This window comes from Acaryochloris marina S15 (genome assembly GCF_018336915.1).
Lineage (GTDB): Bacteria > Cyanobacteriota > Cyanobacteriia > Thermosynechococcales > Thermosynechococcaceae > Acaryochloris > Acaryochloris marina_A.
This window is the reverse complement of sequence record NZ_CP064923.1, coordinates 1,841,349-1,855,344: the sequence shown is the minus strand read 5'-3', so window position 1 is coordinate 1,855,344 and position 13,996 is coordinate 1,841,349. Positions and strand designations below refer to the sequence as shown.

At 43.6% G+C, this 13,996-nt stretch carries 9 protein-coding genes; 4 read left to right on the top strand and 5 right to left on the bottom strand.

Annotated features, from left to right (window positions below; genetic code table 11):
- Positions 1-264: 264 nt before the first annotated feature.
- Both I1H34_RS09190 and I1H34_RS09185 read left to right on the top strand, forming a co-directional pair.
- Positions 265-2,067 carry a putative bifunctional diguanylate cyclase/phosphodiesterase gene (locus I1H34_RS09190; protein ID WP_212665342.1) on the top strand — a complete coding sequence of 601 codons (1,803 nt, stop codon included), beginning with the start codon at positions 265-267 and terminating at the stop codon, positions 2,065-2,067.
- A gap of 127 nt (positions 2,068-2,194) precedes the next feature.
- Entirely contained in the window at positions 2,195-3,985 is a 1,791-nt protein-coding gene (locus tag I1H34_RS09185; protein ID WP_212665341.1) for an EAL domain-containing response regulator, read from the top strand.
- Positions 3,986-4,067: 82 nt separating this feature from the next.
- Here the strand turns inward: I1H34_RS09185 and I1H34_RS09180 are convergent, their stop codons facing one another.
- The 3 genes from I1H34_RS09180 to I1H34_RS09170 all read right to left on the bottom strand — a co-directional run bounded on the left by I1H34_RS09180 (position 4,068) and on the right by I1H34_RS09170 (position 7,534).
- On the bottom strand, positions 4,068-5,060 hold the full coding sequence (locus I1H34_RS09180) for a diguanylate cyclase domain-containing protein (RefSeq protein WP_212665340.1): 993 nt from the start codon (positions 5,058-5,060) through the stop codon (positions 4,068-4,070).
- A 707-nt stretch (positions 5,061-5,767) separates the two neighbouring features.
- Positions 5,768-6,124 (bottom strand): Rieske (2Fe-2S) protein, encoded by a 357-nt coding sequence (locus I1H34_RS09175; protein WP_212665339.1) that lies wholly within the window; start codon positions 6,122-6,124, stop codon positions 5,768-5,770.
- A 219-nt stretch (positions 6,125-6,343) separates the two neighbouring features.
- A complete protein-coding gene (locus I1H34_RS09170; RefSeq protein WP_212665338.1) occupies positions 6,344-7,534 on the bottom strand; it encodes a hypothetical protein in 1,191 nt (396 codons plus the stop codon).
- 532 nt (positions 7,535-8,066) lie between these two features.
- On the opposite strand from I1H34_RS09170, the gene I1H34_RS09165 reads away from it, so the two are divergent.
- Positions 8,067-9,788, top strand: a complete 1,722-nt coding sequence (locus I1H34_RS09165; protein ID WP_235107941.1) for a phosphatase PAP2 family protein — start codon at positions 8,067-8,069, stop codon at positions 9,786-9,788.
- A gap of 54 nt (positions 9,789-9,842) precedes the next feature.
- Here I1H34_RS09165 and I1H34_RS09160 read toward each other — a convergent pair.
- Together I1H34_RS09160 and hslO are read right to left on the bottom strand one after the other, a co-directional pair.
- Positions 9,843-10,672 (bottom strand): IS1 family transposase gene (locus tag I1H34_RS09160; RefSeq protein WP_212662238.1). Its coding sequence is split into 2 segments (ribosomal slippage): positions 9,843-10,328 and positions 10,331-10,672, totalling 828 coding nucleotides; the frame shifts between segments, so codons are not numbered across the junction.
- Between the two features lie 258 nt (positions 10,673-10,930).
- Entirely contained in the window at positions 10,931-11,830 is a 900-nt protein-coding gene (gene hslO / locus I1H34_RS09155) for an Hsp33 family molecular chaperone HslO (protein WP_212665337.1), read from the bottom strand.
- Positions 11,831-12,139: 309 nt separating this feature from the next.
- Here hslO and I1H34_RS09150 point away from each other — a divergent pair, with 309 nt between their 5' ends.
- Positions 12,140-13,876 carry a hypothetical protein gene (locus I1H34_RS09150; protein ID WP_212665336.1) on the top strand — a complete coding sequence of 579 codons (1,737 nt, stop codon included), beginning with the start codon at positions 12,140-12,142 and terminating at the stop codon, positions 13,874-13,876.
- The last annotated feature ends 120 nt before the right edge of the window (positions 13,877-13,996 follow it).

Genomic DNA, 13,996 nt, shown 5'->3' with positions numbered 1-13,996 from the left:
ATATAGCTTAACCGGTAGCCGTTCTATCACCATTCAATTTGAGTCTTAATCTGAAGAACTCTTGTCAAGCTATCAGACTAAATAAAATAAGTAGTATCACTGAGGCCAGCTAACTATTTTTATGAGATCAAGCGACTAAAGTAGTTGCTTCCACGGAGAGAATCGCGAGGAAGCAATATAAATAATTGCGTACTACTTCGGATATATTCCCCTTGATATTGCGTTATACCTTAAGACATTATTACGAAATCTAGGTTCATTCCAATGTATGCAGGCGGAACTCAAATTTTGATGATTGAGGATGATGATCAAGATGTAGAAATTGTTAGAGAATTGCTGAGTATCAACCAAAACTCAGTCACCCTCAAACATCGTCGGACACTTTCCACAGGGATCACGTTTCTGCATGAAACCAACACAATTGACTTAGTCTTATTGGATCTGTGCTTATCAGATACGCAGGGTCTCGAAACATTTCATAAGATTCACGAGATGTTCCCAAGTATCCCACTAGTCATCCTTTCTGGGAATACAGATGAAACGATAGCCATAGAAGCAATGCAGGATGGGGCTCAAGACTTTCTAGTCAAAGGGCGATTTAACAGCACCCTCCTCTCCCGCACGATTCAATATGCGTTAGAAAGACAAAAACAACAATTAGAGCTGCAGTATAAAAATGCAACATTATTAGCCCTTTCAGAACAACTAGAAGTTGCCAATCGTGAACTAGAACGCTTGGCGACCATGGATGGGCTAACACGAGTTTATAACCGACGTCAGTTTGATTCTGTTTTTCAAAGAGAATGGCATCGTTTATATCGCGAGGAACAACCGTTATCAGTGATTCTTGGCGATGTGGATCACTTCAAAGCCTATAACGATACTTACGGTCATCAAGCAGGAGACCAGTGTTTACAGCAAGTTGCTCAAGCCATTGCTAGAGTTGCTAAACGCCCCGCAGACTGTGTAGCTCGCTACGGTGGTGAAGAATTTGTAGTGCTGCTTCCTCACACGGATTTATCAGGAGCAATACACGTTGCAGAGGCTGTTCGGACAGAGGTTGAGGAACTCAATATTCCCCACCGTAATTCATCAGCTAGTCATCACATCAGCCTCAGTTTGGGCGTTGCGAGTCTTGTTCCAAGCGAAGATATTCCCCCCTCATATCTGATTGAATCTGCAGATCAAGCCTTATATGCAGCTAAGGATCTCGGTCGCAACCGGGTCACTGCTCATACATCTGATTGCACAAATCCCTTACAACCCACTAACCACACATTGTTGTGGACCAGAAGGATAGAGCAAGCTTTAGAAAAAGATTATTTCCGGCTCTATGCTCAACCCATCCACCCACTCAATCAGAATCGAGAGAAACAATGTTTTGAGATTTTACTTCGCTTATGCGATCAGCCTGGCACAGTCATTACTCCAGGTGTATTTTTACCCATCGCAGAACAAAAGGGCTATATGAATCAAATTGATCATTGGGTCATTGAGCATTTATTTGCAGATCTACATGAAATTCAAGCAAATATGCAGCAAAATGCTCAATTTTTCATCAATTTATCCGCTATAAGCTGTAATAATGGCCAGCTTATGGAATTTTTACAGCAACAGCTTACCCGTTTCGATTTACATCCAGAAGAATTTTGTTTTGAAATTACTGAAAGCGTTGCACTGAAAAACATATCCAATGCAGCTAAACTCAGTAACGAGTTGAAAGCAATCGGCTGTCAAGTTGCTTTAGATGATTTTGGCAATGGATTATCTTCATTCATGCATCTCAAATCCATTCCTGCAGATTATCTCAAAATCGATGGCTCTTTCGTCAAGGATATAGACTCTGATCCAGTTGCCATGGAAATTGTCGGAGCCATCCATAGACTAGCCAAAAGCATGGGGATGCAAACGATAGCAGAGTATGTGGAATCTGAGCCTATCCTCGACAAAATATCCAGTTTTGGTATCGATTATGCTCAAGGTCATTATTATGCCCAAGCCCAACCACTTATTGAAACCTTAGTGGCTTCCCAATCCATTCCATATCGTCAAGGAGCTGAAAATTAATCGTTCCAGTGAGGAAGGATTAGTATCTTACTTAAAAATACATCAAAAAATTGAACAAAAAAGAAAATAAAATCCAAGTCTTTTTAATTTTTTAATTAAATGCAGAGTTGCATTTAAGGGGGAGCAAATGCGATCAACAAAAACACATGTCTTAATGATTGAAGACGACGAACAGGATGCAGAGATCGTTCGTAGTTTTCTAGATAACTTGCCTCAACTACCATTAATACTTCAACATAAGCATACTTTATCGGAAAGCATCAATTTCTTACACAATAATGAGTCTATTGATCTAATCCTACTAGATCTCACGTTATCTGACGCTAAAGGTTTAGACACATTTCATCAAGTCCATCAAGCTTTTCCGCAAAAACCTCTCATTATTCTGAGTGGTAATTCAAACCAAGCCGTTGTTCAAGAAACACTGAAAGAGGGAGCAACAGATTTCTTAATCAAAGGTACTTTCGATAGTTCTGCTTTGTGTTACTCCATTCAACATGCTTTAGAAATTCAGAAACAAAAACTAGAACTAGAGCTCCAGAATAATGCCCTTCAAGCATTATCAAAGCAACTAGAAATAGCCCAGTCTGAGATCAAAAAGCTTGAAACGATTGACTCTCTTACCAATTTTTATAACCGAACTCAGTTTGACGACGTTTTCCTATCTGAATGGAAAAGACTACAGCGCGAAGAACAACCATTAGCCCTCATTCTCTGTGAGCTAGATCCGATTGAAGCTGAGATCGATCCAGTTTCTACAACCTGGGAAGATCATATTTTGCATCAAATCGCTGAGGTGATGTTCCACATCATTAAGCGTCCAGCAGATTGTATCGCTCGATATAGTGAAAATCAATTTGTGATCTTGTTACCCAATACCGATATTTTGGGAGCAACCTTCATTGCTGAAGCCATCCGCATTCAAGTCCAAAAACTGGGTGCAGATTATCTCTCAACCTCACACCATCAACCTACAACCCTCAGTTTTGGCATCACAGGCCATGTCCCGAGGTATCTAGAAGCACCCTCTTTATTGATTGAAGCTGCGCACCAAGCATTGATAGGAGCTAAAGCTCGCGGACGACATCAGGTCAATTGGCAAACGATTCGGGATGCTAAGTCTGAGTTATACACTCGCCAAACATTACATTGGGTGGGCAAGCTACACCAGGCATTACAAAACGATCTATTTAAGCTATATGTTCAGCCCATTCATTCATTGAATAGAGTAAGTAGCATAGAGAGTTTCGATATTTTACTGCGACTCTGCGATCAATCCGGTCGAGCTTGTGCTCCCGAAATGTTTCTGCCCATGCTTGAACAGTATGATTTTATGGCTCAGATTGACCAGTGGATGATTGAGCACTTGTTGTTAGAACACACACAGATTTATGCACATAAGAAGTTTGAGGCTATTTACTTTATCAAGCTCTCTGCTGCAACCTGTAAGGCGGGAAATCTATCTGAGCTGGTCCAACAACAGCTCAATCTATACGACTTTCCAGCTAGTCAACTTTGCTTTGAAATTTCAGAATCAGTTGCATTGAAAAATTTATCCTCGGCGGTGAAACTTTCACAATCCCTTAAAGCGTTAGGCTGTCAGATTGCTTTAGATGATTTCGGTGTAGATTTCAAGACTTTTAAACAGTTGAAACCTATAAAAGCAGATTACGTAAAAATCAATGGAGAGCTGGTTGAAGGTATTACTGAAGATCCCATATTGCATGGAATTTTAGAGTCAATCAAGCGAGTAGCTGATGTCATGAATTCCAAAACCATCGCCAAGCAAGTTAGATCAGAAATGACCCTTAACGCACTAGATAACCTAGGAATTAACTATGCCCAGGGAAATCATTTTGAGCGAGCCCTTCCCCTCAAACAGTATATGAGCATGCAACCTTCATCTATGGCCCACTAATTTACTTAGAATGTCTTTCACCCTAAGAGATATTTAGAAGGCAGCCAGTTATCCCCTTTCAATTCCGAAGAAAAGTCAAAAATTATGTTTGGATCAATTCAAGAGTATGAGTTCGATTACGGCCTTGTTTTTTTGCCACATATAGAGCTTGATCTGCCAGCTCAATCAACTGAGATGGGGCTATCGCTTTGCTTGGAATGATACAAGCTACTCCTAAGCTGAGGCTAACATAATGACTGACAGAGGAAGAGCTATGGGGAATACTGAGAGCTTCGATTTCCGATCTAATGGTTTCAGCGACATGAAGCGCTCCAGCTTGATCGGTGTTAGGTAGCACCACCACAAATTCTTCTCCACCATAACGAGCTACACAGTCTGCAGAACGCTTAGCTACAGCAGAAAGGGCTCGGGCAACCTGCTGTAGACATTTATCACCCGCAGGGTGTCCATAGGTGTCGTTATACGCCTTAAAGTGATCGACATCACAGAGAATCAGGGATAGAGGTTGCTGTTCTCGCATCATTCGAATCCATTCTGCCAGAAATATCGAATCAAATCGACGTCGATTATTGATGTGAGTTAAACTATCTATCGCTGATATTTTTTCGAGTTTATGGTTAGCTACTTTGAGCTCTTTTGAAATTTTTTCTAAGACCTTATTCTTCTCTCTTAATTCCAACCAAAGATTCTGTCTTTCTAGAGCAAATTGAATTGAGCAACGTAGGATGGTAGCATCAAAATGCCCTTTAAATAGACAATCTTGTGCACCTTGTTGCAATAGATATAATGCTCTAGATGGATCTAAATTACCACTGAGAATGATCAGAGGCATTTCTGGAAAATTCAGTTGAATTTGTTGAAAAGCTTCTAGATTACTGGCATCCGTTAAAGATAAATCAAGAAGCACAAGGTCAACGGCAGGTTCATGATGAAGTCGAGCTATCCCTTCTGCGAGTGAACTCCGATGCTCAAGAGCTGTAGGGAAACTATGACGGCCCTCTAGTAATTCTCTGATGATTTCTACATCCTGCTCATCATCCTCAATCATTAAAATCCGGGTATCACTGAGCTGCACCACCTTCCCCCTTGAATTAAAAATGACACATAGATAGCTGGGTGATTTCCCAAAAGGAACTATTTACTCACCATTCCTTTCACTTTAAGACTCAAACAGTTTTGACGCAATGATCGTTATTAACTATTCATCGAAAGTTATACTAAAGCTTTTAACTTTATAATTACCATAGGCTAGAGAATTTACCATTCAATTACAACATCGACAGTATTTAAAATTACGATTCTCAGAATCGCCATGATTAGATTTTCAAACACTACTGCTTACACTTTTCTGCTGTCTATACTCACTCAAAAAAACTTATAGATCGATCTCTACTATAAATTCAAGAAGACTCTGAAAACAATAAAATTACACGACAGAAATTGCAACTAAATCAAAAGCATTCAATAAGGTTAAACAAATTAAATAGGCTCAGAAAACCAGCCTATACTGCAAAAACAAAACACTCCACAAAAAATCTATAGCAAACAATATAGACTCGACAGGGAGCATGTCACCTTTGCAGATGCACAAAATTTGTAATCAGAAATTTGATGTCTGAAAGCAAGACTAGCAAGGATTTCTGGGATAAGTATAAATACTAGATTGCAAAGGTGACATGCTCCCATTTAGATCCCGTGTAAGAAGCTGGCAAGCTAAGTATTGAGCCCGTTATCTTTCAACACAATTTAGGTTACTGAAATATGAGAACCTAACCTAGAAATTTATTCAGCTACTTCTACCCAAATATCTCCTTCTTCCACACGGGTCGGATATACCTGTAATGGCTTTTCCTTGGAGATAGCCCCCAGGAGCTTGCCAATCCCTGGGGGCCAGGGAATCCAAGATTTGGGTGCCCCCGTGGTGAGATCAAACGCACTCCGATGTAGAGGGCAGACAATTGCCCCATCTGCAGTAATTTTTCCTTTATTGAGTGGGGCTTTTAAATGTGGGCAAGCATTCTTAACTGCACAAATGATTCCACCATAATTCACCAGAAGAATCTTTTCTTTCCCAACTTTAACGATTTGACGCTCCCCCTGGTCGAGTTCGCTTTCCGACAAAACCTTAACCCAACGCATAACAGCCTCCAGAGATTAAACAACAAATGTCTAGGGAGTGATGTGGTCTTGAATCCGCACGAGGTTATAACTCTGACCTGATTATCCCAGCCAGATCGAAAATGAGGTTTTTACTGCCATAAAAATCAATAGAAAGCTGTCACCCATTCCGTCTCATCTGTGATCGTGGTTAACACCAAGGTCTTGTTTGCAACGATCAAGGAATTAATAGGTATGAAGTCAGGAACGAGCCACTCTCAGACTAAATAGCCGATTGATACTATAAACAATCCATCGCCAATATCGGTGCATTCCCCAAATCACCAAGGGAGTCAACAGCGTTGCCAACAACATCCCACCTGCCACTAAGCTCAAATCAACGTTAAACACATCCCGAGCAATGCGAACGAGATCATGATCAATCCCTGCTTTACCTTGGTTATAGATAGCACGAGTCGTTTGGTCAAAAATGAGTCGCCAACTGAATTGAATATCGTAGAAGGTAACATAGGCCGCCAGCATGGCATACAGCGGGCGCTCGACAGAATAACGGCAGGCATATCCACTGATTGCCCGGGCCAAAAAGATTCCGGCAAAAATTAGTTCAAATCCATGTCCCATCGCAACAACAAAGAACTCATGGATACCTGTGAACGCAAAAAGCGTATATGCGATCGCAACTCCCAACAACACTCGCGCTGTCAAATAATTCTGCCAATACATATAAAACAGATACCCAAACCCGCAGTAAATCAAACCAATTAAAAACGGCATCCGCTCAACATTGAACGTAAAACCACCTCCATGCATAAAATCGAATGCAGGAATCGCCGGATATCCAAAGATCCAGTTGGTTAAGGTGTGGCCCAACTCATGGATTAACGTGATTACAGGGCTCAGAAGAAAGGTCACTTGTTGAGATGCAAAAATCAGAAGAGCTAAAACGATACCGGCTGCGATCGCTTTCCATCCTTCCGGCTCAATAGATTGTGGTACCCACAGATCATCTGACGAGTGGGTTGGCTCCCAACTCGTTTTATCCAACCTAGGCCGTCGCCATAGCTCTCCATTAGCCGCTTGATGCAGTGTTGGCATCTGTTCATCACTCGTTAAAAAGCTTAACTGCCAACACCAGGAAGACTCTCTAGCCCCGTCCTCTTGACCGGATATCAACAGAAATTGTGCTCCCGGCAAATGCCACTGAATAATTTCACGGCAGCACAGCATCACCGAACTTTTTTCATCCGGTGACCGTTCTCCTTGTAAATACACATGTAGTTCATCTCCTTCCGACCAAATTTCAGATTCAATCTGCTTATGAGCCAAAGTCTGATTTAAGAGCTGGGTCATCGCTTCTACGGATCCACTAGCAGCAGATGCTCTTAAATCAGCGAGTGACTCGGAAGACTGTAAACCATCAGTAGAGGACATAGGTGTCTGAATAAATGCTGCAGTTAGTATTCCCCAGACAGGCTATACCAGTGCTAACGATCACAGCTTTGCTGTCTAGTGGCTCACGAATTCATGCGATGGATATCACAGCAAAACAATATGAATGGCTAGAGAATACGACTTAATTCAGTCAGCAACAGACAAAATTATTTCTTGCGTAAAATGACTATTTACCACCGATAATTCCATAGAAGTCTTAACTACGTCAACAAATAATCAATCACTCTTTTCTCACTAAAAAAAGAGAAATATTCAAGTTTTTGTGTACTGTCTTATACCTGGCTTCAACTAAATAAAGAATGCTTTTAGCTAGGAAAGAAGAGAAATATTCTTTACCCGACAGCGGTCGATTTTCACCACTTCGACCTAGCTATACCCTACTCAATCTCCATATACAAAAGGGATAAAAGCCAAGGCTAGGCTAACACATAAAAACATCAGAAATTTCTTCATGGAGAAATCTATTCTTCGCAAAATACATCTATTTCTTGAACATACTTTGAGGGTAATTATGACAAACTACCAACCTGGGCAGGACTCTGATACACAGCCTGATCAAAGCTCTAATGTAATATCTGAGCGAGACTTCGATACAAGACGACACAAAGTCGGAAAGATCCGTGATCTTGCTCGTGACAATGCCCTATCAGAGTTCGCAACAGGGCAACCACCCGCAAATGGAGATGAAGCTAAATATGAGGCTCTTGGTCGTCCCGGCTTTGCATCTTTTTCGAAAGCTTTAAGTCATAATGACAATGGTTTAGTCCAAGAACTATCTTTTAATTCGCTACTTTCAGCCATTCAAACAGGCACGCAAGATGCCTTCGAAAGCGTGCAATTGGGGGGAGGTATTCGCAAGCTTGCGAACCCTCTCAATGCTTATTCATTCCAATTAATTGGAAATGATTCAAATGGAGCAAGAATGGCTGCAGCGCCAACTTTCTCCAGTCGAAATTCTGCAGTTGACTTAGTCGAACGCTATTGGATGGCGTTATGCCGGGATGTCCCTTTTGATCAATATGCCAGTAATTCCGTAATTGCTGACGCTTGCCAAGATTTGAATGCCCTAGGCTTTGAACAACAATTTGGGTTTTCATGCACTCCGCAAACTGTCTTCCGAGGCCCATATACCGGATGCGCTATCGGTCCTCATGTTTCTCAGTTTCTCCTGCAAGACTTCGATTTTGGCAATCAACCAATTCGACAACTACAGCGCTATCCCCAAAAGAAACTGGATTACCTCACTGACTTTGATAGTTGGTTTCAAGTCAATAATGGCAATGTTGATCCTACTGGAAGCGACCTTTTAGTGGGCGAACGCCGTATCATAACTCTCAGAGATGCAGGGCAATGGGTTCACATCGATTTTCCTTACCAATCAGCTTTGTGGTCTACTATTATTTTGCTTGGCTTAGGAACTGGTATCTCCAACGCAAGTCCCTATGTAAATGGGGGAATAACCACCGCTGAGCCATTTGGGAGTTTAGGTGGCCCAGACGTAACGATTCAGCCAGCTTTAGCATCTGTATATGCCTTAAAACATGCTTGGTTCCAAAAGTGGTGTGTCCATCGCCGCCTTAGGCCTGAAGTTTATGCCCAGCGTCTCGAACTATTCCGCAGAGGTTTATTGGCACCGTCTGCAGCCGACCCACTCAACAACGATTTATTCAACCAACTATTTGGAGAAGGCGCAGAGGTATGGAGACAGTCTCAAGTGCTGGATCGCATCTTGGCGCATAACCAGACACAAAATAGAAATAACTGCCGTTCTGATCAAGAGGGTACTTGGTTACTTCCTATTGCTTTCCCTGAAGGCTCTCCAACCCATCCCGCGTATCCAGGTGGTCACTCAGTCTTTATCGCAGCCGCAGCCACTACTGCCAAAGCTTTATTCCAAGATGGTCCATTTCCAAACCCAGTGATTCCCATCGCTCAGGGTCAAGACTTAATGCCATACAACGGAGAAGATTTGACAATTCATGGAGAGTTAAACAAATTAATTGCAAACATTACCCTGTTTCGGGATGCAGCAGGGATGCATTGGCGCACAGATGGTACTGCCTCTGGTGTTAATACCCCACCAGATCGTGACGGTTTAGGCATACCAACAGGTGGAAACCTATTGGGTGAACAACTAGCAATCAGTATGCTAAGGGACATCAAACAGACCTATCGCGAGGAACTAGGTTTCTTTGAGTTTCAAGGCCTAAATGGCAATACTGTGCAGATCTAAATTTACTTGCTTGGCCAGGTACTACCCATTGAACAAACTCTGGCCGGTCGTGCATCAAACAATTGTGGGGTAGGTGAGTATGTCATCCCAATGCCAAGCTCGCGAGGCTAGATCAGCACGTTGTGCCGCCGTTGTTTTAAGCCGACTGTGTGTCCAAATCCAATTGAAATAGCTGACCACTAATCGAGCAGTGACTTTGGTTTGCGCCCACACTTTGCCAAATTTGTTCTGGCGTCGATGCCATCGACCACTGTGCTGTCGAATAATGCCATTGGTGCGTTCGAGTCGTTGAGTTCTGTCCTTGCCAATGTAATGGTCAATCTCCCAAGGCAACACTCTTTCGTACCCCCCCCAATCGTCGCTATTCCAGTCCTTGCAATCGGTCTTACCTTCAGTGCTAGTCACCAGTTCATTCAATAATGAATCGGTGTGCTTGCCCACACGACACGAGAGGATCACGCCGCTTGTGTTTGCCAAGGTAATCGCCATCCAACAATCACCCATCTCTAGCTCATGGGGAAGACAGTGTTTTTGCTTTTTTTCACAAAGGACCACATTTCATCTGCACTGACATCCTCCGTTTCAACGGCTTGCACTTGGCCATTATGGAGTTGCTGAGATCGTTGGCTAGCAGCTCTTACTAGAGAGACTACAGTGTTGTAAGCCAGGCCACTGGTCCGAGTGATACCTCGAAGACTACTCCCTTCTGCATGGGCTTGGAGAACTTGTCGGACCTGCTCTGGACTCACCTGACGACGATAGTAAAGGGTATCAAAGCGTTCAGTAAAGGTCTGCTGGCACTCAGGACAACGGTATCGTTGAAGCATGTTGGGCATCTTGCCATGCTTGTGTGCTTTGGAATGACCGCATAGTGGGCATTGCATGGGTAGGTTAGAAGCTGAGCTGAGCCTCTAGTATACTCAACCCACAATTACTTGAGGCACGACCCTCTGGCCTTATTGAAGTAGGTACTTCACACCAAAATTGTCGTCCTACCGATTCTTCCCTTGTAGATAAACTACAAGGGATTTTTATGAATAAGTCTATTCTTAGAGTTGGTGGATACAGGCTTCATCACCAAACTGACTAATACGTCCAGGCCAGGGAAACCTGCTGTTGGCAAACAATCATGTCTCCGAAAATTAGGCTTCTGCTTCAGTTTTCAAATCATCAATTAGTTTTCCCAGCTGATCACTAGTAGTCTGATAGACTTCACCACAAAAATCGCAGGTCGCTTCTGCCCCATCATCTTTTTCGATCATGTCCAACAATTCATCTTGACCCAGCATTTTCAAAGCTCCTAGTACTCGCTCAATTGAGCAGCGGCACTGGAACTGAACCATTTGAGTATGGGGAAAGATTTTGAGCCCCATATCTCCTAACAAATCAGCCAAGATATCGGGAAGGGTTTTGCCAGCCTGCAATAGGGGAGTAAATCCTTGTAAATGAGCAAGGCGAGACTCTAGCAATTCCACAAGGGCTGGATCTTCGGCTGCTTTAGGTAAAACTTGGATCAAAAGTCCTCCAGCTGCAGTTACCCCCTGAGCCCCAACAAAGACCCCCAAAGCGAGAGCAGAAGGGGTTTGTTCTGAAGTGACTAGGTAGTGAGTGACGTCTTCTCCTATTTCACCAGAGACTAATTCAACCGTACTGGAATAGGGGTACCCATATCCCATATCCCGAACCGCATAAAGGAATCCTTTGCCTACGGCTCCCCCCACATCCAACTTGCCCTTCGCATTGGGGGGTAATTCTACTCCAGGATTTGTCACATATCCACGTACCGTACCGTCTACACCTGCATCCACTAAGATGCCTTGCAATGGCCCATCCCCACGGATACGAAGATTAATCCTTGCTTCCGCTTGTTTCATACTGGAAGCCAGCAATAATCCGGCAGACATGGTCCGGCCTAATGCAGCTGTAGCGACATAGGAGAGATGATGGCGTTGCCTTGCTTCTTCTGTTAAGCGAGTGGTGATCACACCCACTGCTCGGATACCATCGTCGGCGGCTGTGGCTCGAATAAGTTGGTCGGCCATAGAATCTCTACAGGCTCTTAATAAATCTTTTTAATTGTACTGCAATGAATCCAAGTCAAGTCTTGAAAAGTAGATGTACTGGAGAGTTTTGTTTCCAAGATCACCATAGATGATGTTTACATTGGTTAACATGGGAGAACTGAATACAGGGTAAAAAGGAATCGACTTCTTTTTTGCTGCATCAGGGCACATTATTAGTTAGTGATTAAATCAGCGGGGTTCATTTGGACATCATCCTTAGCAAAGTTGTAGGATCGCAAGGTGATCTGTGTTGTTGGGTATTGCAGACCTTAGTCTTGTAAGTCCAGGATGACGACTGATTCTAAAACCAATCTTATTGCCTCTTCCATCAGCTCAGAAGCTGTGAGCCATCGAGGTGCCAGCAGATTTAAGTTTTTAAAATATTGGCCCATTTGGGGCATGGTTGCGATTGCGCTATCAGGCGGGGTTGGTTTTGGATCCTACCGATTGCTCTTGCATCAGCCAGCAAAACCCAACTGTGCTCAAGTCTTTTGGCCCTTCGCATCCGGTTCGTTGCGGGTTTACTGTGCCCAGGAAAAAGCGAGTAAACAGACCTTAGAAGATTTGTTTGCTGCGATCGCATTAGTGGATGCCCTCGATACCAACCATCCCCTTCGCCCAGCGATCAATCCTTTAATTGAGCAATGGTCCACCCAAGCACTGGATCTAGCAGAAAATGCCTTTCATGCGGGCAAGTTAGACCGCGCCATTGAATATGCCCAACGCATCCCCGCTCAAACCACCGCCTACAAAGTCGTCAAAGAGCGTGTAGAGGAATGGCAGCAGATTTGGGCCGAAGGAGAAGACATCTACAATCGAGCCGAGGCTGCCCTCGATAATGAGGAATGGCGAAAAGCCTACGGCATTATGATCAAGCTGGTTCAGATCGATAATCGCTACTGGTCCGGCACTCAGTTTGATTCCATGACCGAGAAGATTATCGTTGCCCAGAAAGATGAGCGCAAATTGGTCAAAGCCAAGCGTTTAATGCGGCGAGGAGGACTAGATAATCTATCGGAATCCCTAGGACTCGTCCAAGAGCTGATTTCAGATAGTGTCTATCGACGATCTGCTCGGAAGACCCAAAACACTATAGCCCGCAAACTCGTAACGATTGCGGAATATTCATTAGAGCGGCGCAACTACCATGCCAGCATGGATGCATTGCAGCTGATTCCGCAGGATACGCCGGTCTGGACGCAAGCCCAAGACTTTATGAAAATTGCTCAAGCTAGCGCCTCTGCTTGGAATGGCACCATCGTGAATCTAGAAGAAGCCATTAACCAGGCTAGTAAGCTGGATATCAACAGTCCTCTCTATGGAAAGGCCCAAACCTTAATCTCCCACTGGCAAAAAGAAATTACCAATATTCAACTGCTGCAAACGGCCCAGATGCAAGCCCAAACCGGAGACATCGGCGATTTATCCTCTGCAGTCGCTCAAGCCCAGCAAATTTCATCCCAGAGCGACCGTTGGCAAGAAGCCCAACAAGAGATTGACCAGTGGCAATCTCAAATTCAGTTCCGGGAAGATCAGCCCATTCTCGACCGAGCCGATCAATTAGCTTTACAGGGTGGTCCAACCGCTCTACAGGCCGCTATTCAAGAGGCCCAAAGAATACGGCCCGGGCGAACGTTATACGATGAAGCTCAACTTCGGATTTCTGATTGGCAATATCAACTCCAACCCCCAGAAAGTACTCCTTTAAATGAGCCTCTGCAAACGGTGCCTGCAAATGGTCCTGATCAACTCCTTAAAAGTGCAGAAACCATTGCCAACAAGGGAACCCCCAAAGCCTTAGCAGCAGCGATTGAGCAAGCCAATCAAATTGATCCAGAGTCACCATCCCAGTTTCAAGCCAAAGTTTCCATTGATAACTGGTCTGAGCAGTTGCTAGATATGGCCCGAGGACAAGCACTGGCTGATCGGGATGCAGCAATTGCGATCGCACAAAAAATACCCAGTAATAGTCGCGTCTATGACTCTGCTCAACTCCAAATTCAGACTTGGCAACAGCAAGAATAAATCCCATCATTCAAAACTCATTTCCAACTCATGTAGCCTTCTAGAAGCTTGTGCTAGAGTGGGCGTACCTCACTGTCCCTCTGTTGTACACAGAAGGGGATAGTGCCTCACGAAACCAAT

What these genes read in the sequence shown, in the direction of transcription:
- I1H34_RS09175 (WP_212665339.1), bottom strand. Translation starts at nt 6,124, where the DNA reads ATGCGTTGGGTTAAGGTTTTGTCGGAAAGCGAACTCGACCAGGGGGAG.
- I1H34_RS09165 (WP_235107941.1), top strand. Translation starts at nt 8,067, where the DNA reads ATGACAAACTACCAACCTGGGCAGGACTCTGATACACAGCCTGATCAA.
- I1H34_RS09170 (WP_212665338.1), bottom strand. Translation starts at nt 7,534, where the DNA reads ATGTCCTCTACTGATGGTTTACAGTCTTCCGAGTCACTCGCTGATTTA.
- hslO (WP_212665337.1), bottom strand. Translation starts at nt 11,830, where the DNA reads ATGGCCGACCAACTTATTCGAGCCACAGCCGCCGACGATGGTATCCGA.
- I1H34_RS09185 (WP_212665341.1), top strand. Translation starts at nt 2,195, where the DNA reads ATGCGATCAACAAAAACACATGTCTTAATGATTGAAGACGACGAACAG.
- I1H34_RS09190 (WP_212665342.1), top strand. Translation starts at nt 265, where the DNA reads ATGTATGCAGGCGGAACTCAAATTTTGATGATTGAGGATGATGATCAA.
- I1H34_RS09150 (WP_212665336.1), top strand. Translation starts at nt 12,140, where the DNA reads ATGACGACTGATTCTAAAACCAATCTTATTGCCTCTTCCATCAGCTCA.